20 protein-coding genes are annotated in these 23,768 nt (G+C 70.2%); 12 read left to right on the top strand and 8 right to left on the bottom strand.

What is annotated here, in order from left to right; all coding sequences use genetic code 11:
* Window positions 1–113: 113 nt before the first annotated feature.
* The 3 genes from ACZ6CV_RS20030 to ACZ6CV_RS20040 all read left to right on the top strand — a co-directional run bounded on the left by ACZ6CV_RS20030 (window position 114) and on the right by ACZ6CV_RS20040 (window position 3,997).
* Entirely contained in the window at window positions 114–1,001 is an 888-nt protein-coding gene (locus tag ACZ6CV_RS20030; protein ID WP_469252097.1) for a FadR/GntR family transcriptional regulator, read from the top strand.
* Window positions 1,002–1,467: 466 nt separating this feature from the next.
* Entirely contained in the window at window positions 1,468–3,012 is a 1,545-nt protein-coding gene (locus ACZ6CV_RS20035; protein WP_469252098.1) for an RNA polymerase sigma factor, read from the top strand.
* A gap of 154 nt (window positions 3,013–3,166) precedes the next feature.
* The gene (locus ACZ6CV_RS20040) at window positions 3,167–3,997 is read left to right on the top strand and encodes a serine protease (RefSeq protein WP_469252099.1); all 831 of its coding nucleotides are present in this window, start codon (window positions 3,167–3,169) and stop codon (window positions 3,995–3,997) included.
* 173 nt (window positions 3,998–4,170) lie between these two features.
* On the opposite strand, the gene ACZ6CV_RS20045 is transcribed toward ACZ6CV_RS20040, so the two are convergent.
* Entirely contained in the window at window positions 4,171–4,401 is a 231-nt protein-coding gene (locus tag ACZ6CV_RS20045; RefSeq protein WP_055544920.1) for a DUF7455 domain-containing protein, read from the bottom strand.
* Between the two features lie 442 nt (window positions 4,402–4,843).
* On the opposite strand from ACZ6CV_RS20045, the gene ACZ6CV_RS20050 reads away from it, so the two are divergent.
* The 6 genes from ACZ6CV_RS20050 to ACZ6CV_RS20075 all read left to right on the top strand — a co-directional run bounded on the left by ACZ6CV_RS20050 (window position 4,844) and on the right by ACZ6CV_RS20075 (window position 11,864).
* The gene (locus ACZ6CV_RS20050; protein ID WP_469252100.1) at window positions 4,844–6,967 is read left to right on the top strand and encodes a DNA gyrase/topoisomerase IV subunit B; all 2,124 of its coding nucleotides are present in this window, start codon (window positions 4,844–4,846) and stop codon (window positions 6,965–6,967) included.
* Between the two features lie 188 nt (window positions 6,968–7,155).
* Window positions 7,156–7,704 carry a DUF1453 domain-containing protein gene (locus ACZ6CV_RS20055; protein ID WP_469252101.1) on the top strand — a complete coding sequence of 183 codons (549 nt, stop codon included), beginning with the start codon at window positions 7,156–7,158 and terminating at the stop codon, window positions 7,702–7,704.
* Window positions 7,701–8,846, top strand: coding sequence for a sensor histidine kinase (locus tag ACZ6CV_RS20060; protein ID WP_469252102.1), 1,146 nt, complete (start codon window positions 7,701–7,703; stop codon window positions 8,844–8,846). Before ACZ6CV_RS20055 ends, ACZ6CV_RS20060 begins: the two co-directional genes overlap by 4 nt.
* Window positions 8,843–9,580, top strand: a complete 738-nt coding sequence (locus tag ACZ6CV_RS20065) for a response regulator (protein ID WP_469252103.1) — start codon at window positions 8,843–8,845, stop codon at window positions 9,578–9,580. The genes ACZ6CV_RS20060 and ACZ6CV_RS20065 overlap by 4 nt, the downstream gene beginning before the upstream one ends.
* Before the next feature lie 158 nt (window positions 9,581–9,738).
* Window positions 9,739–10,275 carry a DUF485 domain-containing protein gene (locus tag ACZ6CV_RS20070; protein ID WP_469252104.1) on the top strand — a complete coding sequence of 179 codons (537 nt, stop codon included), beginning with the start codon at window positions 9,739–9,741 and terminating at the stop codon, window positions 10,273–10,275.
* Complete coding sequence (locus tag ACZ6CV_RS20075) at window positions 10,272–11,864, top strand: solute symporter family protein (protein WP_469252451.1); 1,593 nt, start codon at window positions 10,272–10,274, stop codon at window positions 11,862–11,864. Before ACZ6CV_RS20070 ends, ACZ6CV_RS20075 begins: the two co-directional genes overlap by 4 nt.
* 49 nt (window positions 11,865–11,913) lie before the next feature.
* On the opposite strand, the gene ACZ6CV_RS20080 is transcribed toward ACZ6CV_RS20075, so the two are convergent.
* From ACZ6CV_RS20080 to ACZ6CV_RS20095, 4 genes are all read right to left on the bottom strand, one after another.
* Window positions 11,914–12,591, bottom strand: a complete 678-nt coding sequence (locus ACZ6CV_RS20080) for a response regulator (protein ID WP_469252105.1) — start codon at window positions 12,589–12,591, stop codon at window positions 11,914–11,916.
* 22 nt (window positions 12,592–12,613) lie between these two features.
* Window positions 12,614–14,278 carry a sensor histidine kinase gene (locus tag ACZ6CV_RS20085; protein ID WP_469252106.1) on the bottom strand — a complete coding sequence of 555 codons (1,665 nt, stop codon included), beginning with the start codon at window positions 14,276–14,278 and terminating at the stop codon, window positions 12,614–12,616.
* A gap of 74 nt (window positions 14,279–14,352) precedes the next feature.
* A complete protein-coding gene (locus ACZ6CV_RS20090) occupies window positions 14,353–15,261 on the bottom strand; it encodes a sucrase ferredoxin (RefSeq protein ID WP_469252107.1) in 909 nt (302 codons plus the stop codon).
* Between the two features lie 147 nt (window positions 15,262–15,408).
* Complete coding sequence (locus ACZ6CV_RS20095; RefSeq protein ID WP_469252108.1) at window positions 15,409–16,689, bottom strand: citrate synthase family protein; 1,281 nt, start codon at window positions 16,687–16,689, stop codon at window positions 15,409–15,411.
* 120 nt (window positions 16,690–16,809) lie between these two features.
* Between ACZ6CV_RS20095 and ACZ6CV_RS20100 the strand changes: the two genes are divergently transcribed.
* Entirely contained in the window at window positions 16,810–18,045 is a 1,236-nt protein-coding gene (locus ACZ6CV_RS20100; RefSeq protein WP_469252109.1) for a citrate synthase/methylcitrate synthase, read from the top strand.
* Between the two features lie 91 nt (window positions 18,046–18,136).
* A complete protein-coding gene (locus tag ACZ6CV_RS20105; protein WP_469252110.1) occupies window positions 18,137–18,451 on the top strand; it encodes a DUF1330 domain-containing protein in 315 nt (104 codons plus the stop codon).
* Between the two features lie 92 nt (window positions 18,452–18,543).
* Here the strand turns inward: ACZ6CV_RS20105 and ACZ6CV_RS20110 are convergent, their stop codons facing one another.
* Window positions 18,544–18,780, bottom strand: coding sequence for a hypothetical protein (locus ACZ6CV_RS20110; RefSeq protein WP_355804443.1), 237 nt, complete (start codon window positions 18,778–18,780; stop codon window positions 18,544–18,546).
* 93 nt (window positions 18,781–18,873) lie between these two features.
* Window positions 18,874–19,584 (bottom strand): DUF6082 family protein, encoded by a 711-nt coding sequence (locus ACZ6CV_RS20115; protein ID WP_469252111.1) that lies wholly within the window; start codon window positions 19,582–19,584, stop codon window positions 18,874–18,876.
* A 314-nt stretch (window positions 19,585–19,898) separates the two neighbouring features.
* On the opposite strand from ACZ6CV_RS20115, the gene ACZ6CV_RS20120 reads away from it, so the two are divergent.
* Window positions 19,899–21,065 carry a CobW family GTP-binding protein gene (locus ACZ6CV_RS20120; protein WP_469252112.1) on the top strand — a complete coding sequence of 389 codons (1,167 nt, stop codon included), beginning with the start codon at window positions 19,899–19,901 and terminating at the stop codon, window positions 21,063–21,065.
* 48 nt (window positions 21,066–21,113) lie between these two features.
* Here ACZ6CV_RS20120 and ACZ6CV_RS20125 read toward each other — a convergent pair whose 3' ends face one another.
* A complete protein-coding gene (locus ACZ6CV_RS20125; RefSeq protein ID WP_469252113.1) occupies window positions 21,114–23,567 on the bottom strand; it encodes a DNA gyrase/topoisomerase IV subunit A in 2,454 nt (817 codons plus the stop codon).
* Window positions 23,568–23,768 lie beyond the last annotated feature (201 nt).

Below are 23,768 nucleotides of genomic sequence, written 5' to 3' on the forward strand. Positions count from 1 at the left end.
ACGTCCATTTCTTTCCGATAAGGCGTCAATTGCGGCGGGGTAAGCGATCACCCTTTCGTGTGCTTTTCACCAAAGACCTCAAGGGAGTTGGAGGCAGAGCCGACAACTGATCCGTGAGTACCCTTGCGCACACCATGATGACCACCGCCCGCTCCGCCGACTCCGGTCTCGCCGGCCCGGGTGACCTCGACCGATACCCCTACGCCGACTCTCCCGGCGGCGAGCGTGCCGCCGCTTCCATGTGGGACGGCGCCGACCAGGACCTGGGGCGTGTGGGACGCCGCGCCGCCGGGAACCGCGGCCGCGGGCTGCACGGCCAACTCGTCCAGCAACTGGGGCAGATGATCGTCTCCGGTGACCTCGGCGCCGACCGCCCGCTCGTCCCCGAGGAGATCGGCCAGCGCTTCGAGGTCTCCCGCACCGTCGTGCGCGAGTCGCTGCGCGTGCTCGAGGCCAAGGGCCTGGTCAGCGCCCGGCCCAACGTCGGCACGCGCGTGCGTCCTGTCAGTGACTGGAACCTCCTCGACCCGGACATCATCGAGTGGCGGGCCTTCGGTCCGCAGCGCGACGACCAGCGGCGCGAGCTCGGTGAGCTCCGGTGGATGATCGAGCCGCTCGCCGCCCGCCTCGCCGCCGGGCACGGCCGCGAGGAGGTGCAGCAGCGCCTCGCCGACATGGTCGAGATCATGGGACACGCGCTGGCCCAGGGAGACGTGATCACCTTCTCCCGCGCCGACGCGGAGTTCCACTCGCTGCTCATCCAGGTCGCGGGCAACCGCATGCTGGAGCACCTCTCCGGAATCGTCTCGGCCGCCCTCCAGGTCTCCGGCGGACCGACCAGCGGCTGCGACCGCCCCACCGAGGCCTCCCTCGTGCACCACTCGCGCGTCGTCGACGCCCTCGCCGCGGGCGACGGAGCGGGCGCCGAAGCCGCCATGCGGCAGCTGCTCACCGTCCACCCCGAGGTCGAGCGCGTCGTGCCCGCCCCGCGCGAGCACTGACCGCGGCCCCGCCGACGCCGCGGTCGTGCACGCGCCCCGCGGCAGCGCCGAGCCGTCCGCGTACCTCGATCCGTACGCGTGCACCGCTCCGCCGCCGCTCCCCGTGTCGCCGGACCCTCACGGGCTCCTCGAGAGCCCGGCGGGGTCCGGCGACACGACCGTGGGGGGTTTCCTCACGGGGCATCGGGGGATCATTCGTGCATGCGTATAGGACGCTTCTGACCGTATCTGGGTGTTTTTGAGCGCTTACGGGGTGTGACTCGGGCCACGTAGATTGGGCGTAACGCTCCAAGGAACAGCGCGATGACCTAAGAGGTGATAGCCGAGGAAGGAATACAGACGTCGTTCGCGACGCTGTGCAGCTCCCAGGCGACGCCCGCGCCGTCGGCCCAATCCCCAGCCGCCGGTCGTCGGCTCCGGTCCACCATGGACGGGGCCGGAAGCCGTTTTCCAACGTTCCGAGAGGTTGTTCGTGTCGGCCAGCACATCCCGTACGCTCCCGCCGGAGATCGCCGAATCCGTCTCTGTCATGGCGCTCATCGAGCGGGGAAAGGCTGATGGGCAGATCGCCGGCGATGACGTGCGTCGTGCCTTCGAAGCTGACCAGATTCCGGCCACTCAGTGGAAGAACGTTCTGCGCAGCCTCAACCAGATCCTCGAGGAAGAGGGTGTGACGCTGATGGTCAGTGCCGCGGAGCCCAAGCGCCCCCGCAAGAGCGTCGCAGCGAAGAGTCCGGCCAAGCGCACCGCGACCAGGACGGTCGCGGCCAAGGCCGCCACGGCGAAGCCCACCGCCACCGCCGCCACTGAGGCGCCGACCGCGGACGGCGTCGCCGAGGACGCGCCCGCGAAGAAGGTCGCTGCCAAGAAGACGACGGCCAAGAAGGCCGTCGCCAAGAAGACCACCGCCAAGAAGACGGCGGCCAAGAAGACCACCGCCAAGAAGGACGCCGACGAGCTCCTGGACGAGGAGACCACCGAGGAGGCACCCGCCGCCGGCAAGCCCGGCGAGGGCGAGCCGGCCGAGGAGGGCGCCCAGGGCTTCGTCCTGTCCGACGAGGACGAGGACGACGCGCCGGCCCAGCAGGTCGCCGCCGCCGGTGCCACCGCCGACCCGGTCAAGGACTACCTGAAGCAGATCGGCAAGGTCCCGCTGCTCAACGCCGAGCAGGAGGTCGAGCTCGCCAAGCGCATCGAGGCCGGTCTGTTCGCCGAGGACAAGCTGGCCAACGCCGACAAGCTCGCGCCGAAGCTTAAGCGTGAGCTGGAGATCATCGCCGAGGACGGCCGCCGCGCCAAGAACCACCTCCTGGAGGCCAACCTCCGCCTGGTGGTCTCGCTGGCCAAGCGCTACACCGGCCGCGGCATGCTCTTCCTGGACCTCATCCAGGAGGGCAACCTCGGTCTGATCCGCGCGGTCGAGAAGTTCGACTACACCAAGGGCTACAAGTTCTCCACGTACGCCACCTGGTGGATCCGTCAGGCGATCACCCGCGCCATGGCCGACCAGGCCCGCACCATCCGTATCCCGGTGCACATGGTCGAGGTCATCAACAAGCTCGCGCGCGTGCAGCGCCAGATGCTCCAGGACCTGGGCCGTGAGCCCACCCCGGAGGAGCTGGCCAAGGAACTCGACATGACCCCGGAGAAGGTCATCGAGGTCCAGAAGTACGGCCGTGAGCCGATCTCCCTCCACACCCCTCTGGGTGAGGACGGCGACAGCGAGTTCGGTGACCTCATCGAGGACTCCGAAGCGGTCGTGCCCGCCGACGCGGTCAGCTTCACGCTCCTCCAGGAGCAGCTGCACTCCGTCCTGGACACGCTGTCCGAGCGCGAGGCGGGCGTGGTCTCCATGCGCTTCGGCCTCACGGACGGCCAGCCCAAGACCCTCGACGAGATCGGCAAGGTTTACGGGGTGACGCGTGAGCGCATCCGTCAGATCGAGTCGAAGACGATGTCGAAGCTGCGCCACCCGTCGCGTTCGCAGGTCCTGCGCGACTACCTGGACTAGTCAGGCGAACCGGCGCGGACACGCGCCGGTGCACTCTCACGAAAGGCCCGAAGCCGGCGATACACGGCTTCGGGCCTTTCGCGTGCGCGGGTGCGCGGTGGGCGATACTGAATCACTCTGGGTACTCGATGGCAACCCAGAGTGAGGAGATCGCATGCGTCGTTCCTTCGCCCGAGCGTGGACGGGGGCCCTGGCCCTGGCGGCCGGTGCCGCCGTCCTTCCGTTGGCTTCCCCGCTGCCCGCCGCCGCCGACAGCGTGGTGGTAGGAGGCCACCCGGTGGACGTGTCCGCCAGTCCATGGGCGGTGGCGCTGTCCAGCCGTGCCCGGTTCGGGAACGCCCGCGCGGGCCAGTTCTGCGGTGGGGTGGTCGTCGGGCGCTCGACGGTCCTGACGGCGGCCCACTGCGTGAGCAAGGACGTACTCGGCGTGTCCATGGGGCAGGTGTCGGATCTGAAGGTCATCGCCGGCCGCGCGGACCTCCGTACGACGGAGGGCTCCGAGACCAAGGTCAGCGACGTCTGGGTCAACCCGGCGTACGACAGTTACACGAACTCCGGCGACGTCGCGGCACTCACTCTGGCCGAGCCGCTGCCCAAGGGGTACACGATCCCCATGGCAGGGGCGGGTGACTCCGCGTACGCACCGGGCACGGACGCCGCGGTGTACGGCTGGGGGGACACCTCGGGTACGGGTGACTACGCCAAGACGCTGCATTCGGCGCGTGTGGGAGTGCTGGCCGACTCGGTGTGCGAGAAGGCCTATCCCGGCAGTGCCGACGGGCGCTACATCGCGCGGACCATGGTCTGCGCCGGCGAGATGCAGGGCGGCCGGGACGCCTGTCAGGGGGACAGCGGCGGGCCGCTCGTCGCCCAGGGCAAACTCATCGGCCTGGTGTCCTGGGGGAGCGGCTGTGGGCGCGCGGGGAGCCCTGGCGTCTACACGCGGGTCTCGGGTGTGACGAAGGAGCTGCGCAGCCGCCACTAGGGGGCCCGTACGCCCCGGCGGCCCGTGCCGTCGGACCAGGAGGGTCCCTGAAGGGCCTCAGAGGCCCCTGTGGCGCGAGACGAGAGCGGGCGGCCGTCCCTGCCTGTCGGCTGGGGCGACCGCCCGTTCACCGGCCTGGTGTGCCGGAGCTGGCTCGTCGTGGGTGCGAGGTGTCAGCGTTCCTCTTCGGTGGCGCTCTCGGGAACGGCGGTCAGGCGCTCCGTCTCGTCCTGTATCTCAGCGGCGATCTTCTTGAGTTCCGGCTCGAACTTGCGGCCGTGGTGGGCGCAGAAGAGCAGTTCACCGCCGCTCAACAGGACGACGCGCAGGTATGCCTGGGCGCCGCAGCGGTCGCAGCGATCAGCGGCCGTCAGGGGGCTCGCGGGGGTCAGAACAGTAGTCACGTCGCCTCTTCTCTAGCTCGACGAGCTGTCGTACCAGGGTCAACATCCAACCAGGCCGAAAACGTTCCCGCTCGTGGCTTTTCCTCGAAGTTTCTTTTTGAGGAGGTTGTCCGTTGCCGGTTGGCGGCGAATGTGCCGTATTGCGTCTCTTACGTGTCTTACGGTTTCGCGCTGTCTGTCAGGTCGGGGTCCGCCCGGCTGGCTTGCCGGGTTGTTCATGAGGACGTGCCCGGAGCCTAAATGGTTCATGCCTCGAAGGGAACGTGACGTGCGCTTCACTCCATCGAGGGATCGAACATGCATGCGAGCGTGGACTAGTCTGAGTTGAGACGAGGGTGGCGTTACAACGGCTCTACCAGGCCTCGGTACCCTCTCACCGGTAACCGAAGCCGCGTCCTTACCCCAAAGGACCCCCTTTGAAATTCAGCGAGGAGCGAACCGCGTGACCGCCGATACGTCCGTGCCGTCGACAGCATTGCTGACAGGAGCAGACCGGGACGGTTCCAACTACACCGCGCGGCACCTGCTCGTCCTGGAGGGGCTCGAGGCCGTCCGCAAGCGCCCGGGCATGTACATCGGGTCGACGGACAGCCGCGGCCTGATGCACTGCCTCTGGGAGATCATCGACAACTCCGTCGACGAGGCCCTGGGCGGGTACTGCGACCACATCGAGGTCATCCTCCACGACGACGCGTCCGTGGAGGTCCGGGACAACGGCCGTGGCATTCCGGTCGACGTCGAGCCCAAGACCGGCCTCTCCGGGGTCGAGGTCGTCATGACCAAGCTGCACGCGGGCGGAAAGTTCGGCGGCGGCTCGTACGCGGCCTCCGGCGGTCTGCACGGTGTGGGCGCCTCCGTGGTGAACGCGCTCTCCGCGCGGCTCGACGTCGAGGTGGACCGCGCAGGACACACCCACGCGATCAGCTTCCGCCGCGGCGTCCCCGGTGCCTTCGCCAAGCCGGGGCCTGAGGCTCCCTTCGACTCCTCGGCCAAGCTGAGCAAGGTCAAGAAGGTTCCCAAGAGCCGGTCCGGCACGCGCATCCGCTACTGGGCGGACCGCCAGATCTTCCTCAAGGACGCCAAGCTCTCGCTGGAGAACCTGCACCAGCGTGCCCGGCAGACCGCGTTCCTGGTGCCGGGTCTCACGATCGTCGTACGGGACGAGCTCGGTCTCGGCGACGGCGGCACGAAGGGCGAGGAATCCTTCCGCTTCGACGGAGGCATCAGCGAGTTCTGCGAGTACCTGGCGCAGGACAAGGCCGTCTGCGACGTCCTGCGCCTGTCGGGGCAGGGCACCTTCAAGGAGACGGTGCCGGTCCTGGACGACCACGGCCAGATGACGCCCACCGAGGTCACGCGCGAGCTCGGCGTGGACGTGGCGCTGCGGTGGGGCACCGGCTACGACACGACGGTCAGGTCGTTCGTGAACATCATCGCCACCCCTAAGGGCGGCACCCATGTGAGCGGTTTCGAGCGCTCGCTGACCAAGACGATGAACGAGGTCATGCGCAGCCAGAAGGTGCTGCGGGTCGCCGAGGACGACATCGTCAAGGACGACGCCCTGGAAGGCCTGACCGCCGTGGTCACGGTCCGCCTCGCCGAGCCGCAGTTCGAGGGGCAGACGAAGGAGGTGCTCGGCACCTCCGCGGCCAACCGCATCGTGGCCAACGTCATCGCCAAGGAGCTCAAGGCCTTCCTGACGTCCACCAAGCGCGATGCGAAGGCGCAGGCCCGCGCGGTCATGGACAAGGCCGTCGCCGCCGCCCGCACCCGCATCGCGGCCCGCCAGCACAAGGACGCGCAGCGCCGCAAGACGGCTCTGGAGTCCTCGTCGCTGCCGGCGAAGCTGGCGGACTGCCGCAGCGACGACGTGGACCGCAGCGAGCTGTTCATCGTGGAGGGCGACTCCGCGCTGGGCACGGCGAAGCTGGCCCGCAACTCCGAGTTCCAGGCGCTGCTGCCGATCCGCGGCAAGATCCTCAACGTTCAGAAGGCGTCCGTGTCGGACATGCTGAAGAACGCCGAGTGCGGGGCCATCATCCAGGTCATAGGAGCGGGCTCGGGCCGGACCTTCGACATCGACGCGGCCCGCTACGGCAAGATCATCCTGCTCGTCGACGCCGACGTCGACGGCGCCCACATCCGGATCCTGTTGCTCACGCTGTTCCAGCGCTACATGCGGCCCATGGTGGAGGCGGGGCGCGTGTTCGCGGCGGTCCCGCCGCTGCACCGGATCGAGCTGAGCCAGCCCAAGAAGGGCCAGGACAAGTACATCTACACCTACTCCGACCGTGAGCTGCGCGAGACGCTGCTGGAGCTGCAGCGCAAGAACGTGCGCTACAAGGACTCCATCCAGCGGTACAAGGGTCTGGGCGAGATGGATGCCGACCAGCTGGCCGAGACCACGATGGACCCGAGGTTCCGTACGCTGCGCCGGATCAACATCTCCGATCTGGACTCGGCGGAGCAGGTCTTCGATCTGCTGATGGGCAATGACGTCGCCCCGCGCAAGGAGTTCATCACCAGCTCCGCGGCCACGCTGGACCGCTCGCGCATCGACGCCTGACACGGCCCGAGCGCCTCGGGAGCCGTGCTCGAACATGCAGGAGCCGGGTCCTCCACCCACGGGTGGAGCACCCGGCTCCACCCGTGTTCCACCCCTGCTCCGATCCCATGACCTGGAGATTTCCGTAGCGTCGAAGCCGTCGATCCCCCTCGGATCGGCCTCGTCCCGCTCGTCGTACGGAGGCACACATGTCTGGGCTCACCAACGCGCTGGTGATCTGTGCGGTCGTGGTGCTGGTGGTGGTCCGCCAGTTCAAGGCCCAGCAGATCGGCACGGACCGGCGCTGGTGGCTCATACCGGCCGTGCTGGTCTTCATGGCCGTGCGCGAGCCCGACCTGATCGACCCCCACCACCGCACGGCGTCGGTGGCCCTGCTCGCCGCCGAGCTGCTCGTCGCCCTGGCCATAGGAGCCGGCTGGGCGCGGACCTCCCATGTGTGGACTGACCAGGACGGCACTGCCTGGTCCAAGGGCACCAAGGCCACCGCCATCGTCTGGGTCGTCGGCATCGCGCTGCGGGCAGGCCTGTACGGGATCGGCTCGTTGCTGCAGGTGCGCCAGGGCAGTGCCACGCTGATGCTGGCCCTCGCGACCACCCTCCTGGTCCGCAGCGGCCTGCTCCTCCTGCGCTCCGGGGCGGTGGCCGGGATCGGGGCCGGCGTCGGGACCGGGGCCGAGCGGGCGACGTACGGTATGGCGCACGCGGCGCGTGAGTCAGTGCGGAAGGGAGCCGCGTGAATCGGGACCGCTGGACGAGATGGCCTTCCCGAGAGGCGCTCACCTGGGCAGGCCTGAGCCTTGCCCGGCTCTGGTTCGTCAGGGTTCTGCGGGTCGTGATCCTCGGCAGCCTGCTGTGGAACGCTTTGCACGCGGACCGTGGCTGGCGCCTGGTCGACGGAGTGGCGCTGGTCCTTGCCGTCACCTGGGCGGGGTGGGCCTTCTTCCGCGTCTCCTACGCCCACCGGCTGCGGCCCTCCCTGGCGCTGATGGCGCTGCTCATGGGGGCGGCATTCACCGCGCAGATCGCCGACTGGCGCCTGCTGGCCCTGGTGTTGTGGTGCGGGACGGCGGTCTCCGCCCTGGAGCGGCTGCCGCTCATAGCGGCGGGACCCTGCGTGCTGGCCGCGATGACCGGTTACGCCACGTACAACAACGACAGCTGGCTCATCACGGCGCTCACCGTCATCGGCCTGGTGCTCGCCGGGTACACGCTGCGCCTGGACGCGGAGGCGCGGGGGAGCGCCCTGCGGCTGCTCACCCAGGAGCGGGCGGCGCGAGCAGCGGAGGCGGAGTCGGCCGCCCTCGCCGAGCGGGCCCGCATCGCCCGCGAGATCCACGACGTGCTCGCGCACAGCCTCTCCGCGCAACTCGTCCACCTTGAGGCGGCCCGGCTGCTGATCGAGGGCGACGCGACGAAGGACCAGATCCTGGACCGTGTGGTGGCCGCCCGCTCCATGGCGAGAGAAGGGCTCGCCGAGACCAGACAGGCGCTGTCCGCTCTGCGCGGGGAGATGACCCCGGTCGAGGACTTCCTGCGCGAGCTGGTCACGGCGGACCGCGCGTCGGTCACCGTGACGGGGGAGCGCCGCGCCTTGCCCGCCGAGGCGTCCCAGGCGGTGCGGAGGGTGGCGCAGGAGGCCCTGACCAACGTCCGCAAGCATGCGCCGGGCGCGAAGATCCAGGTGTGTCTGCGGTACGGGGAGGGCGAAGTGCGGCTGGACGTGCGGGATTCGGGAGGGCAGTCGCCGGGGGAACTGGCCGCCTCCGGCGCCGGGTACGGTCTGCTCGGGATGCGGGAGCGCGCCGAGCTGCTTGGCGGGTCCCTGGAGGCAGGACCGGGTGAGGAGGGCTTCGTGGTGACGCTGAGGGTGCCGGGATGACGGGGGAGGAAGGCGCCGCCGGGATCGCGGGTGAGAGCCCGGTGGGGTCCGCCGCGGGCGGAGGAAGACCACCCGCGCGGGTGGTCGTGGTCGACGACCAGACCGTGGTGCGTGAGGGGATCGTGATGCTCCTGGGGCTGCTGCCCGGCATCGAGGTCGTGGGCTCGGGTGCCGATGGCGAGGAGGCCGTCCGCCTCGTCGCCGAACTGTCCCCGGACGTGGTCCTGATGGACCTGCGCATGCCCCGCTGTGACGGCGCGGAGGCCACGCGGCGCATCCGCGCCCAGTACCCCGGGACGCAGGTCGTCGTGCTCACCACCTATGCCGACGACGACTCGCTGTTCCCGGCGCTCAAGGCGGGAGCGCGCGGCTATCTGACCAAGGACGCCGGCGGGGACGAGATCGTCCGTGCCGTCGAGGACGTGCTGTCGGGCGACGCGGGGCTCTCCCCGCGGATCCAACGGCGCCTTCTCGAACGGCTGTCGGAGCCCGAGGTTACGGCGGCCGCTGAGCCGCCCGACGGCCTCACCGTCCGCGAGACCGAGGTGCTCGTCCTGATCGCCGAGGGCATGACGAACCACGAGATCGCCCGCTCACTGCACGTCTCCACCGCGACGGTGAAGACCCACATCAACAACCTCTTCGCCAAGGCGGGCCTCAAGGACCGGGCGCAGGCCGTCCGTTACGCCTACCGGCATGGGCTCACCAAGCCGGAAGGGAGCCCGCGCAGCTGACGTGGACGCACCTGACGCGGGCTGCACCTGACGCGGGCTGCACCTGACGTGGCTTCACCTGATGGGGTGAAGAGCGAGGGGAGAAGAGTCACGGGTCTCCCCGTTCTGCCCATCCTTGGGCACGCGGCCGAACACGGCTGCGGACTAAGGAGAGTTCGGTGGAGAAGCACGACGGGTCCGATGTGGTGCCGGGCCGGGCCGATGCCGACCGGAGCCGGTCGGGCGAGCTGAGGGATCCCTGGTACGACGCGCTCGCCTCCGGCTGGGGAGAACTGGACGGCGCGGAGGCGCCCGCGACCGTGGTGCCGCCCCGCCCCGTGCCCCCGCAGCGGAGCGCCGACCCTGCCGACATCTACCTGGCGGTGCAGCGCAGCGACGCCTTCCAGGAGGTGCGCAGCCGGTACCGGCGGTTCGTCGTCCCGGCCGTGGTCGTCTTCTCCGCCTGGTACATCGCCTATGTGGTGGCGGCGACGACGGCGCCGGGGCTGATGGCGCGGCCGGTCACCGGCGCCGTGAACGTGGCGATGCTGGCGGGGCTCGGACAGTTCCTGTCGACGTTCCTGCTGACGTGGGCGTACGCGCGGCATGCGCGGTTGCGACGGGACAGGCCGGCGCTCGACCTGCGCTGGGCCGTGTTCGAGCAGAAGCGGGAGCAGGCGAGGGAGCAGGAACGGATTCAGGGGGTAGAGCGCTGATGGGTGATCACCAGAACCTCGCCCTGCTGTTGTTCGGGGTGTTCGTGGCGGTCACGCTGGCGATCACCACCTGGGCGAGCCGCAACCGGCACGGCTCGGCCGAGGAGTTCTACGCGGGCGGCCGGCTCTTCTCCCCCATGGAGAACGGTTTCGCCATCGCCGGTGACTACATGTCGGCCGCCTCCTTCCTCGGTATCTCCGGACTCATCGCGCTCTTCGGGTACGACGGGCTGCTCTACTCCGTGGGCTTCCTTGTCGCCTGGCTGGTCGTGCTGTTCCTAGTGGCCGAACTGGTGCGCAACTGCGGCAAGTTCACGCTCGGCGATGTCGTCGCCGCGCGGATGCGGGAGCGGCCGGTGCGGATCGCGGCGGGAACTTCCTCGGTGACCGTGTCCGTTCTCTATCTGGTGGCGCAGATGGTGGGAGCGGGCTCACTGGTGGCGCTGCTGCTCGGAGGGACGAGCGGGGCGGCGCAGACCTGGACCGTGATCGGCGTCGGCGCGCTCATGGTGATCTATGTGTCGTTGGGAGGGATGCGGGCCACCACCTGGATCCAGATCGTCAAGGCGGTCCTGCTGATGGGCGGGGCCATCGTGCTCACCGTGCTCGTCCTGGTGCATTTCCACGGGGACTTCAATCAACTGCTGCGCACGGCCGCCGATCGCAGCGGCCACGGCGACCGGTTCCTCGCGCCCGGCCTGAGGTACGGCGGCGACTGGACCGCCCGGCTCGACTTCATCAGCCTGGGGATCGCGCTGGTGCTCGGCACGGCGGGGCTGCCGCACATCCTGTCCCGCTTCTACACGGTGCCGACCGCGCGGGCCGCCCGCCGCTCGGTCATCTGGTCCATCGGCCTCATCGGCGGTTTCTATCTGATGACGATCGTGCTCGGCTTCGGGGCGGCCGCTCTCGTCGGCTCGGACGCGGTGCGCGGCTCGAACGCGGCCGGGAACACGGCGGTTCCGCTTCTCGCGCTCGATCTGGGCGGCGGTGCGAACTCCACAGGCGGAACGGTTCTGTTCGCGGTCGTCGCCGCCATCGCCTTCGCCACGATCCTCGCCGTGGTCGCCGGCATCACGCTCGCCTCCTCGGCGTCGGTGGCCCACGACCTGTACGCATCCCTGCGGCGCCGGAACGCCAAGCCGCGCAGCGAGGTGGCGGTGGCCCGCCTCGCCGCGGCCGGGATCGGCGTGGTCGCGATCGGTCTCGGCCTGCTGGCCCACGATCTCAACGTCGCGTTCCTGGTGGGCCTCGCCTTCGCGGTCGCGGCCTCCGCCAACCTGCCGGTGCTGCTCTACTCCCTGTTCTGGCGGAACTTCACCACGCGGGGTGCGGTCTGGTCGGTGTACGGGGGTCTGTTGCCGGCGGTCGCGCTGGTGATCCTGTCGCCCGTGGTCTCCGGTGGCCCCGACTCGCTCTTCCCCGGCGTGGACTTCCAGTATTTCCCCTTGGAGAACCCGGGCCTCGTCTCCATCCCGCTGGGCTTCCTCGCGGGCTGGCTCGGCACGGTGACCTCGCGCGAGGAGGCCGATGAGGTCAAGCACGCGGAGACGGAGGTGCGTTCGCTTACCGGGGCGGGGGCGGCGTAGCGGGCCCTCGTGGACACGGTGCACCGCGGGGGTTTCGGGCCGAGGGTGATCAGATGCTGGCCGCCCACTCGTAGCGGTGTTCGGGTCGGCCCGTGTCGCCGTACTTGAGGCTCAGCCTGACCCGTCCCGTGCGCTCCAGAAGCTTCAGATAGCGCTGTGCCGTCTGCCGGCTCAGTCGGGTGCGGTCCGCCAGCTCCTGGGCCGAGAGCGGCCCTTCAGCGCCCATCAGCGCTCGCCGCACCAGCTCCGCCGTGGTGGGCGAATGCCCCTTGGGCAGGTCGGGGGCCACGGTCGCGGAGAGAGCCCCGAAGATGCGGTCGACCTCGGCCTGTTCGGCCTCGCCTCCACCGTCCAGGGTGCGGCGCAGCGTCGCGTACGCGTCGAGTTTGGCGCGCAGGCCGGCGTACGAGAACGGCTTGACGAGGTACTGGAGTGCGCCGTGCCGCATCGCCGCCTGCACCGTGGCGACGTCGCGCGCGGCGGTCACCATGATCACGTCAGTCTGGTGGCCGCGCTCGCGCAGGCTGCGTACGACGGACAGTCCCGTCTCGTCGGGCAGGTAGTGGTCCAGCAGGATCAGGTCGACGGGGACATCCTCGACGAGGCGCAGGGTCTCGGCGGCGTTGTGTGCCTTGGCCGTCACCCGGAAGCCGGGGATCTTCGCCACGTAGGCGGCGTTGACGTCCGCGACGCGGGTGTCGTCGTCCACGACCAGGACGTCGATCATCGCGACTCCTTCAAGGCCGTGGTCATCGTGGCTCCTTCATGGCGTCGGTCGTCGTGTCGTCCGCGGCGGCGAGTACGGGATCCGTCAGCGCTTCCGGCAGGACGACGGTGAACTCCGCGCCTCCGTCCGGTGCTTCGGCGACCCGTGCGCTGCCGCCCTGCCGTTCGGCGAGCCTGCGGACCAGGGCGAGGCCGATGCCGCGCTTGCGGTGGGCCGGGGGCTCCTTGGTGGTCCAGCCCTCCGTGAAGATCGTCTCGCGCTGCTCGACAGGGACGCCGGGACCGGAATCGCGCACCTGGAGGACCACGGTCCGTCCGTCGGAGCGCAGATCGACCTCCACGCGCGCGTGGCGGGTGCCCGCGGCGGCGTCGAGGGCGTTGTCGACGAGGTTACCGACGATCGTGACGAGGCCGCTCGGGTCGACGAGCCGGTCGGGCAGCGCGGCGTCGTGCGGCACATGGAGGGCGACGCCCCGTTCGGCGGCGACCGTGGCCTTGCCGACGAGCAGGGCCGCCAGGAGCGGGTCGCGTACCTTCTCGGTGATCTGTTCGGCGGTCACCCGGTGGGCGCCGGCCACCTCGCCGACGAACTCCGCCGCCTCCTCGTACATCTCCAGTTCGAGCAGGCCGAGAAGCGTGTGCATGCGGTTGGCGTGCTCGTGGTCCTGGGCGCGCAGGGCGTCGATGAGACCGCGGGTGGAGTCCAGTTCGCGGCCGAGCTGTTCCAGTTCGGTGCGGTCGCGCAGGGTGGCGACGGCGCCTCCGTCGTCGGTCGGCATGCGGTTGGCGACCAGGACCCGCTGTCCGCGGACGGTCAGCAGGTCGGTGCCGGTGACCCGCCCAGCGAGCACGTCGGTCGTACGTCCCGGGCCGAGGGCCGCGTCCAGCGGCTGCCCGATCACCTCCGCGCCGAGTCCCAGGAGGCGCTGGGCCTCGTCGTTGAGCAGTCGGATCCGGTCGCGGCGGTCCAGGGCGACCACCCCCTCGCGGATGCCGTGCAGCATCGCCTCACGCTCGGCGAGCAGCGCGGAGATGTCGGAGAAGGCCAGGTCACGGGTCTGCCGCTGCACTCTGCGGGAGATCAGATACGCGGCGAGCGCGCCGACTGCGAGAGCGCCGCCCGCGTAGGCGAGCAACCCGGGGATGGAGTGGATCAGGCGGGCCCGCACGCTGTCGTACTCGATGCCTACGGAGACGGCGCCCACGATGTGCCCGTCCCCGTCCCGCAGCGCGACCTTGCCGCGCGCGGAGCGGCCCAGGGTGCCGTTGTCGATCTCCATGACGTTGTGGCCCGCGAGGGCGTCGCTGGGGTCCGTCGAGACGACCTTGCCGATCTGGCCGCGGTCGGTGTGGGACCAGCGCACGCCTTCCTCGTTCATGATCACGACGTACTCGGCGCCGCTGGCCCGCCGGATCCGCTCGGCCGCCGCCTGGACGGGGCCCTCGGGCGTGGGCCGGGATGCCGCAAGCTCGTCTGCGATCTCCGGCTGTGCGGCCGTCGTCTGCGCGATGGCGAGCGCGCGCCGCATCGCCTGGTCGTCGAGCTGGTCGCTCAGCGGCGCGAGGAAGAGCCCGGTGGCGAGCACCGCGACACCCGCGGCGACGGCCAGCTGCATCAGCAGCACCTGCGAGAACACGCGCCGCGGCAGGCCGAGACGGCGACGTCGCACAGGGGAGGTGGGGCTCATGTGTACGAACGGTACGGCGGCCGGTGGGCTACTTCGAAGTCACTGTGGCGGGGATCTCGTCCGTGGACGTCCGCTCAGTCCGCGATCGCCCGCACCGCCGTCACATCCATCCGCGCGGGCGACGCCGGAGCCGCGCCGCAGCTCTCCGGACGGGGCGGGACCGAGGCGCCCTGGACGACGGTGACCTGCCACCGGCGGCCGTCGGTGTGTGCGACGGTCACCTCCCAGTGCGGAGCCGCGTCATCCGTACGGATGACGCTCAGGGCACCCGCGGCGTCCTCGCCGGTCGCGGCGCGCACTGCCAGCTCGGCGGCCTGTCCGGGACGCTCCCAGGCCGAATTCCCCCGGCAGCCCTCGATGACGACGCGCCCCGCGCGGGCGGCGTCGATGATCTCTTTGACGCCGGCGGCCCGCACCCGGCCGTACGCGTAGCCGTGGGGCAGCACGAGCATCGTGGGGGAGAAGCGGTGGCCACCCAGATGAGTGATTTCCCAAACGCCGGCTTCACCCGAGTCGGCGAGCTCGGCGGCGAGTGGCCTGCCGAGCAGGGCGCAGCACCGGTCGCGCTTGCCGTTGGTGCAGACGAGCGCGAGAGGGGCGCCCGTGTGGGCGGCGCCGAAGCCGCCGTGATCGCCGGCACCGAGCGCCGCGAAGTCGAGGTCGAGCAGCCGGCGCGGATCGCCGGTCGCCGCGCCGCGCAGCCAGGTGCGGCCGGGGACGGTGTGCGCCACGTACACCTGCCGCCGGGCAGGCGCGTGAGCGTCCGCGTGACGCCCGGGGCGGCGGATCAGGGCGACGCGTACGCCGGTGCCCTCGGCGGCCTTCTCCAGGGCGCGGCCGACCTCCGGGTCGAGGTGGCTCGACCGCAACGCCTTGGCGCCCCAGGGGCCGGGCTGTTCCAGCAGGAGCCATGTCCTGGCGGTGGCCGCGGTGCCCGAGAGAGGCTCGTCCAGGTCCCGCGATGCGGTGGCGCACGTACTCACACAGGTGAGCCTAACTCGCGCCCCGCATCAGCTCTTTCACCCCTCCGGTCCAGGAGGGAGCGACGGCCGCAGTGGGTGCCCCAATCGCCCACTGAGCGCTACAGAGCTCCGCAGGGCGCCGACTGAAGCGCCAGAGGGCGTCGGGCGTCAGGGAGCTGCCGTAGCTGCCCCAGGAGCCTCAGGTGCGGGCAGTGGCTGGGGCGGGCGCAGGCCGACGTACTGGCCGCTGGGGCGCATGCGCAGCGGGCGCTCCCCGTACTCCTCCAGGGCATGGGCGATCCACCCCGCCGTGCGCGCCACCGCGAAGATCGTCTCGCCTGCCTCCGCCGGCATGCCTGAGGAGACCGTGAGGACGGCGAGTGCGAGGTCGACGTTGGCGTGCAGGTCGGTGTGGCGGGCGGTGGTGGCCACCACGTCGCGGGCCGCGGCCAGGGCGGGGCCGGCCTTCGGCATCACCTCCAGGAGGGCGAACAGCGCCTGCGCGCGCGGGTCCTCGCCGGGGTAGAGGCGGTGGCCGAGCCCGGGGACGCGGCGGCCCGCGCGGAGCTCGTCGGCCACCACGGGGCCGGCGCTGCCCCGGTCGAGCACGTCGATCAGCATGCGGTGGGCGAGAGCGCTCGCCGCGCCGTGCAGCGGGCCCTCCAGGACGCCGAGCCCGGCAGAGACCGCGGCGTAGGGGTGGGCGCGCGCCGAGGCGGCGACCCGGACGGCGAGCGTCGACGCGGCGAGGTCGTGGTCGACGAGCAGCGCGAGGGCGGTGTCCAGGGCGTGCAGCGCGGCGTCGTCGGGCTTGCGGCCGGTCAGCCGGGCCCACAGGCGCCGGGCCAGGGGGCCGCCGTCCTGGCCGCCGGACAGGACCGGCGGGAGGGCGGCCACCAGGGTGGGGATCAGGGTGCGACCGGTGCCGATGACGGCCTCTTCGGAGAGGTCGAAGCGGAGCGGGTCGGCGGTGGCGGCGGAGATCGCCGCGACGCGCAGCCGGTCGGTGGGGCCGCTGTGCTCGGGCAGCGCGTCGACCGCGCGGCGGGCCGCGGCGGCGGTCTCCTCGGGAGCGGTGAAGCCGATGCCGGGGCGCAGGGTGCCTGTCCAGAGCCACTCGGCGACCTCTTCGTAGGAGTGGTTGAGGGCGAGTTCCGTCGCGTCGACGCCGCGGAAGTAGTAGCGGTCCTTGTCGATAAGAGTGATGCGGGTGCGTACGGAGAGTTCGTTGGCGGTGGTGGGCGCGGCCGGTTCGCGCCTGTTCCTGCGGGCCAGCGCCTCCACCTCCTTGGCGTCGAACGTGCTGCCCCGTGCCCCCGGGCCGCGGCGGCTGCTGAGCTGGCCGCGGCTCACGTACGCGTACACGGTCTCGGGCTTCACGCCGAGCAGTTCGGCGGCTTCCTTGGTGCTGAGCCGCCGGTCTCCGTGCGTGGTTCCTTGATCCGTCATGGGCGTCACCGTATCCGCATCCCGACATGTGTACCCGTGCATTGATCGAATCAATATTGACAGGACTTCAGTCAAGCATGGACAGTCGAATCAAGTCCAGGGAGGAAGTCGAGGAAGAACATGCCGATCAATGGCTCCACCACCGGCCCCACCAACACCACCGGCTCCAGCGCCACCGGTCCCACCGAGCCCGTAGAGGTCCCACGAGGACTCGCCGGCGTCGTCGTCACCGAGACCGAACTCGGAGACGTCCGGGGGCGCGAAGGCTTCTACCACTACCGCCAGTACTCGGCGGTCGAGCTCGCGCAGAACCGCAGCTTCGAGGACGTATGGCATCTGATGTTCCACGGCGAGCTGCCGGACGCCGACCGGAGCGCCGCCTTCGCCGCGCGGACGGCGTCGCTGCGTCAACTGCCCGACGAGGTGCGGGAGGCGCTGCCCGCCATCGCCCGCGCCAGTGTGCTGTCGGGGCCGCTCTCCGGGCTGCGCACCGCGCTCTCGCTCTTCGGGGCGTCGAAGGGTTTCCGGCCGGTGTACGACATCGACGACGAGCGGCGCCGCGCGGACGCCCTCGCCGCGTCCGCCGTGGTGCCGACCCTGCTCACCGCGCTGTACCGGCTCGGTCAGGGCCTCGACCCCGTCGAGCCGCGCGACGACCTGTCGTACGCCGCCAACTACCTCTACATGCTCACCGGTTCGGAACCGGATGCCGCGCGTGTCCGGGCGATCGAGCACTACCTGATCTCAACCATTGACCATGGGTTCAACGCGTCAACGTTCACTGCGCGGGTCATCACGTCGACCGGTGCGGACGTGGCGGCCTGTCTGGTGGGCGCGGTCGGGGCGCTGTCGGGGCCGCTGCACGGCGGTGCGCCGAGCCGGGCGCTCGACACCCTCGACGCGATCGGCACGCCCGACCGCATCGACGGCTGGATCCGGGAACGGGTTCTCGCCGGGGACCGCATCATGGGCTTCGGGCACCCCGTCTACCGCACGGAGGACCCGCGCTCGCGCATGCTGCGAGGCATCGCCCAGGAGTTCGGCGGGGGCCTGGTGGAGTTCGCGGTCGAGGTCGAACGGCACGTCGAGGCGATCCTGGCGGAGCTGAAACCGGGCCGTGAGCTGCACACGAACGTGGAGTTCTACGCCGGCGTCGTCATGGAGCTGTGCGGGCTGCCCCGCGAGATGTTCACGCCGACGTTCGCGTCCGCGCGGGTGGTGGGCTGGAGTGCGAACATCCTGGAACAGGCCAGGGACTCGAAGATCATCCGCCCGGCGGCGCGGTATGTGGGGGAGGCCCCGCCGGTTCCGGTGCCGGTGCCGCCGCTCGGGCGGCGGGGTGATGCGGTGGCCTAGGCCCGCGCGAGAACACTGATCCTCTGGTGCGTCTCCCGCATAGTCTCGGCCCTGACATCGGTACACGCCGCGCCCTGAGGACGGGGATCTCATGCCCGCTTACGTCATCGTCAAGGTCGATGTGCTCGACGAGGAGGCCGGCCTGGCCTACGCGCCCGTGGCGCAGGAGTCCATCCTCAGCCACGGCGGCCGTTACCTGGCCGCAGGTCCGACCCCCGAGCCCGTCGAAGGCACCTGGGATTCCTCTCGGTTCATGGTCATCGAGTTTCCCGACATGGACCGAATCCGGGAGTGGTACGACTCCCCGGAGTACCGGCGCGCCCGGGCGATACGTGAGGGCAAAGTCCGTGTGGGGATGCTGTTCGTCGAGGGCACGTTGCCTGAGGGGTTCTCGCTCCCGGCCTAGAGCGTTCGCGGTGGCTCCTGGACGGTGTCGCGGAGCCAGATGACGATCGCCGCAACGGCCAGGGTGTCGTTGCGGCTGCAGGCCGGGCCGACTCAGTTCTCCGGGATGTCCGCCCGGGCGCGGATCAAGGTCTCGCGGGTGATGACGACAATGCGTTCGTAGTCTGCTCGTGCGGCATCGGCCGGCAGTTCGCTGTCCAGGGTGTCGGTCCTGTCGGTCCCGATCACTGCGAAGTTGCCGTCGGTGAGTTCGAAGATGTCGGGGCAGGTCTGCCCCGTCTGGCTGCCCCGCTCGCGCGGAGACACACCGATGCGGCGCACGATCTTCAATGCGATCCCGGTCCTTGGGGTCAGTAGAGGCGAAAACGGGGCCAGCGTACCGGGCGATGTCAGTGAGGTTGGCTTGAACTAATCCAACTGGCCCTACCCGGTGGGAGGTTCGCCGACCACCCACCACTCGTCCGTCTCCGCGCTGTCCAACTCCTGAACCAGTCGGTCCATCATTCGCCCCACCTTGGCCTCATCGGACGAGCGGTCCAGGCTCGCGCGATGGTGCCGGGTCGCGTCCCAGTACTGCCGGAAGATCTGGTTCTGGCACATCACCCGAAGGTGTCCATGGAGTTCCTGCAGGGTCATGGCGCCGATGCGGTGGGCGTGCAACGCGTTGATGTAGAGCGCGTTGGCGAAGAGGAACTGCCGCTGTCGCTCGGGCGGTACGTCCTCTTCGTAGGTGTTCAGGACCGCCGCGAGCGAGGCGTCCCCCATCGCCTTGCACAGGAGGTCGAAGTGGAGCCGGTGCTGTTCGGTGAGCGCGGCGTTCCGGCGCTGGACGGCCAGGGCCGCACATTCGTGCTCGGCCGCCCGGCGCTCGTGTTCCGCGGTGCCCGTGGTGACTGTGGTGCTCATGGTTCCCGTGGTGCCCGTGGTGCTTGCGCTTCCTGTGGTGCCTGTGGCTCCCGGGGTGCCTGCGCTGCCCGTGGTGCCCGCGGTGCCCGCGAGACCCGCCGTCTCCGCGGAGTGAGCCGCGTCGCGGCGCCCCTTGGACCGGAGCAGCAGATACGTTCCTGTCGCGAATGAGAGCCCCGCCACGGCGGCCGGACCCACCCCCCGTATCGACATTTTCTGTGTGGTCATGTCAACCCCCGAATCGGCGACCGTCCGCCGGTCGTCGGATGCGGGTCGACAGGGAGCGGACCGGCGAGCGATGGGCGGTGCGCTTGCCGTCTCCCAGGGTGCCGAGCGGCTCTGATCGGCGGGGAGGCGGAGAGGAGGCGCACGGAAGGAAGCAGAGGTCGCACTTACCGGCGCCGTGCCTAACGTGTGCCCCGCGAGCGCCGCTAACAATCGTTCACTTCGCGGCCCGACTACGCCCACCTATCCTGGGGCGGTCTTCATTCGTCGTACGGAGCCCACTGAGGTCCGTACCAGCGTCGGCACGAGAGGTCCGCGTGAACAAGCAGCAGATCCCGGTCGTCGTCCTCACCGGGTTTCTGGGCTCCGGCAAGACGACGTTGCTCAACCATCTGCTGCACCGCAGCGGCGGCACCCGTATCGGTGCGATCGTCAACGACTTCGGGTCGATCGAGATCGACGCGATGTCCGTCGCGGGACAGCTCGGCGACTCGACCGTCTCGCTCGGCAACGGATGCCTGTGCTGTGCCGTGGACGCAAGCGAGCTCGACACGTACCTGGAGCGGCTCGCCGCGCCCGCCGCCCGCATCGACGTCATCGTCATCGAGGCCAGCGGGCTCGCCGAGCCGCAGGAACTCGTGAAGATGGTGCTGGCCAGCGAGAACCCGCACATCGTGTACGGGGGACTCGTCGAGGTCGTCGACGCCGCCGAGTTCGACGCCACCAGGGAGCGCCACCCCGAGGTCGACCGGCACCTGGGCATCGCCGACCTCGTCGTCGTCAACAAGGCCGACCGGGTGGCCGAGCAGGAGCGTGAGCGGGTCCTCGACGTGGTGCGCGGGCTCGCGGGGCGCGCGGCCGTCGTCGCCGCCTCCTACGGACGCGTCGACGTGGAACTGTTCTTCGACCGGGCGCCGGTGGGGGAGCGGATCGGACAGCTCTCCTTCGACGACCTGCACGACGGTGCCGGTACCGATGCCGGGCACCACAACCATGGGCACCACAACCACGGGCACCACGACGACGGGCACCACAACCACCTGCACTCCGCCTACGAAAGCCTCTCCTTCACCTCGGACGTGCCGCTGGGACCGCGCCCTCTGATGGCCCTGCTCGACAGCAGGCCCGAAGGGCTCTACCGCATCAAGGGGTACGTCGACTTCGGCCCGGCCGATCCGAGGAACCGGTACGAGGTGCACGCCGTGGGGCGGTTCCTGCGCTTCTACCCCCAGCCGTGGGCCCCGGGGGAGGCGCGGCTGACCCAGCTCGTGCTCATCGGGTCGGGCGTCGACGTGTCGGCGCTGGAGAAGGACCTTGAGGCCTGTCGCGACGAAGCCCCACACGCCGATGAGTACGGCATGTGGGGCGTCCTGCGGTACGTCCAGGAGGCGCCGGACGAGGAGCTCCGCGAGCCCGACGAGGAGCCCCGCGAGCCCGACGAGGAGCCCCGCGAGCCCGACGAGGACGTCGGCTCCGAATACTGAGTCCGACCCTGAGGCTGCACCCGGTCCGGTCGAGAGACCGGGCCCCGTTTACACCGGCCCCGCCACCGCCGCCACCGGCTTGCCGAGCGATACGCCCGAGCCGTCGCGGCGCGGGTCGATCTCCGGCAGCTCCGCCGGGGAGCCGTTGCGCTGGGCCGCGTGCGCCGGCGTCGGGCCGGCCCAGGCGAAGCTCAGGCAGTCCTCGCCCTTCAGGAAGCGCTGTACGCGGACGCCGCCCGTCGCACGCCCCTTGCGGGGGTACTGGTCGAACGGCGTCACCTTGGCCGTCGTCTGCACCGAGTCGTCGAGCGTGCCGCGCGAGCCCGCGACCGTGAAGACGACGGCCTCGACCGCCGGGTCCACCGCCGAGAAGGAGATGACCTTCGCGCCGTCGGAGAGCTTGATGCCCGTCATGCCGCCCGCGGGACGGCCCTGGGGGCGCACCTGCGAGGCCTGGTAGCGCAGCAGCTGGGCGTCGTCGGTGACGAAGACCAGGTCCTCCTCGCCGGTGCGCAGCTCGGCCGCGCCGACGATCCGGTCGCCGTCCCTGAGGGTGATGACCTCCAACTCCTCCTTGTGGGAGGGATAGTCGGGGACCACGCGCTTGACGACGCCCAGCGACGTGCCCAGCGCCAGGCCCGGCGAGGACTCGTCGAGCGTCATCAGGCAGATCAGCTTCTCGTCCTTCTCCAGGCTGAGCAGCTCCGAGACGGGCGCTCCTCCGGAGAGGTTGGGCGCCGACGCCGTCTCCGGGAGCTGGGGAAGGTCCACCACGGAGAGGCGCAACAGCCGTCCCTCGGAGGTGACCGCGCCCACCTCGCCGCGCGCCGTCGCCGGCACCGCCGAGACGATCACGTCGTGCTTGACCCGCTTGCTGTCGCCGTCGGCGAAGGGCTCGCCGTTGGCCGTACGCGCGAGCAGGCCCGTCGACGACAGGAGCACCCGGCACGGGTCGTCCGCGACCTGCAGCGAGACCGTGGCGGCCGGGGAACCCGAGGACTCCAAGAGCACCGTGCGCCGGTCGGTGCCGAACTTCTTGGCGACCGCGGCCAGTTCCGACGAGACCAGCTTGCGCAGCTCCGCGTCCGACTCCAGGATGCCGGTCAGCTCGTCGATCTCGCCGTTGAGCTTGTCGCGCTCGGACTCCAGCTCGATGCGGTCGAACTTGGTGAGGCGGCGCAGCGGGGTGTCCAGGATGTACTGCGTCTGGATGTCGCTCAGCGAGAAGCGCTCCATCAGGCGCTCCTTGGCCTGCGCGGAGTTGTCGCTGGAGCGGATGAGGCGGATGACCTCGTCGATGTCCAGGAGCGCGACGAGGAGGCCCTCGACCAGGTGCAGGCGGTCGCGCTTCTTGCCGCGGCGGAACTCGCTGCGCCGGCGCACCACGGTGAACCGGTGGTCGAGGTAGACCTCGAGGAGCTCCTTGAGGCCGAGCGTGAGGGGCTGGCCGTCGACCAGTGCCACGTTGTTGATGCCGAAGGACTCCTCCATCGGCGTGAGCTTGTAGAGCTGCTCCAGGACGGCCTCGGGGACGAAGCCGTTCTTGATCTCGATGACCAGGCGCAGGCCGTGCGCGCGGTCGGTGAGGTCCTTGACGTCGGCGATGCCCTGCAGCTTCTTCGAGCCGACCAGGTCCTTGATCTTGGAGATGACCTTCTCGGGGCCCACGGAGAAGGGCAGTTCGGTGACGACCAGGCCCTTGCGGCGCGCCGTCACGTTCTCCACGGAGACCGTGGCGCGGGTCTTGAAGGTGCCGCGGCCCGATTCGTACGCGTCCTTGATGCCGTTCAGGCCGACGATGCGGCCGCCGGTGGGCAGGTCCGGGCCCGGCACGTACTTCATCAGGGTCTCGAGGTCGGCCCCCGGGTGCTTGATGAGGTGGCGGGCGGCGGCGATGACCTCGCCGAGGTTGTGCGGCGGCATGTTCGTCGCCATGCCGACGGCGATGCCCGACGCGCCGTTGACCAGGAGGTTCGGGTAGGCCGCCGGGAGGGCGGTGGGCTCCATCTCCTGGCCGTCGTAGTTCGGCTCGAAGTCGACGGTGTTCTCGTCGATCGACTCCGTCATCAGGGAGGTGGCGTCGGCCATCTTGCACTCGGTGTACCGCATGGCGGCCGGCGGGTCGTCGTTGCCGAGCGAGCCGAAGTTGCCGTGGCCGTCCACCAGGGGCAGGCGCATCGAGAAGGGCTGGGCCATGCGGACCAGGGCGTCGTAGATCGACGCGTCACCGTGCGGGTGCAACTTGCCCATGACCTCGCCGACGACGCGGGCGCACTTCACATAGCCGCGGTCGGGGCGCAGGCCCATCTCGTTCATCTGGTAGACGATGCGGCGGTGCACCGGCTTCATGCCGTCCCGGGCGTCCGGAAGGGCTCGGGAGTAGATGACCGAATACGCGTACTCGAGGAAGGAGCCCTGCATCTCGTCGACGACGTCGATGTCGAGGATCTTCTCCTCGTACGCGTCGTCGGGCGGCGGGGTCTTCGTGCTGCGGCGGGCCATCGCTGCTGCGGCTCCTTCACCAACAAGTGCGGGTTCTGACGCCGACCATTGTGGACTGTCCCACTGACAACGCAGACCACGACCCGTGCACCGGAGCCGTCACACGCGACTACGCCGTGGGCGGAGCGGGAACTTCGTCAGGTGCTGACACGCTTGCATACAGTGGCAGGACTGGCAGCAATGGTTCTGATCCAGCGATGA

Source organism: Streptomyces sp. NPDC041713 (genome assembly GCF_055591085.1).

What these genes read in the sequence shown, in the direction of transcription:
- ACZ6CV_RS20125 (WP_469252113.1), bottom strand. Translation starts at nt 23,567, where the DNA reads ATGGCCCGCCGCAGCACGAAGACCCCGCCGCCCGACGACGCGTACGAG.
- ACZ6CV_RS20055 (WP_469252101.1), top strand. Translation starts at nt 7,156, where the DNA reads ATGTCTGGGCTCACCAACGCGCTGGTGATCTGTGCGGTCGTGGTGCTG.
- ACZ6CV_RS20115 (WP_469252111.1), bottom strand. Translation starts at nt 19,584, where the DNA reads ATGACCACACAGAAAATGTCGATACGGGGGGTGGGTCCGGCCGCCGTG.
- ACZ6CV_RS20040 (WP_469252099.1), top strand. Translation starts at nt 3,167, where the DNA reads ATGCGTCGTTCCTTCGCCCGAGCGTGGACGGGGGCCCTGGCCCTGGCG.
- ACZ6CV_RS20085 (WP_469252106.1), bottom strand. Translation starts at nt 14,278, where the DNA reads ATGAGCCCCACCTCCCCTGTGCGACGTCGCCGTCTCGGCCTGCCGCGG.
- ACZ6CV_RS20100 (WP_469252109.1), top strand. Translation starts at nt 16,810, where the DNA reads ATGCCGATCAATGGCTCCACCACCGGCCCCACCAACACCACCGGCTCC.
- ACZ6CV_RS20080 (WP_469252105.1), bottom strand. Translation starts at nt 12,591, where the DNA reads ATGATCGACGTCCTGGTCGTGGACGACGACACCCGCGTCGCGGACGTC.
- ACZ6CV_RS20105 (WP_469252110.1), top strand. Translation starts at nt 18,137, where the DNA reads ATGCCCGCTTACGTCATCGTCAAGGTCGATGTGCTCGACGAGGAGGCC.
- ACZ6CV_RS20065 (WP_469252103.1), top strand. Translation starts at nt 8,843, where the DNA reads ATGACGGGGGAGGAAGGCGCCGCCGGGATCGCGGGTGAGAGCCCGGTG.
- ACZ6CV_RS20095 (WP_469252108.1), bottom strand. Translation starts at nt 16,689, where the DNA reads ATGACGGATCAAGGAACCACGCACGGAGACCGGCGGCTCAGCACCAAG.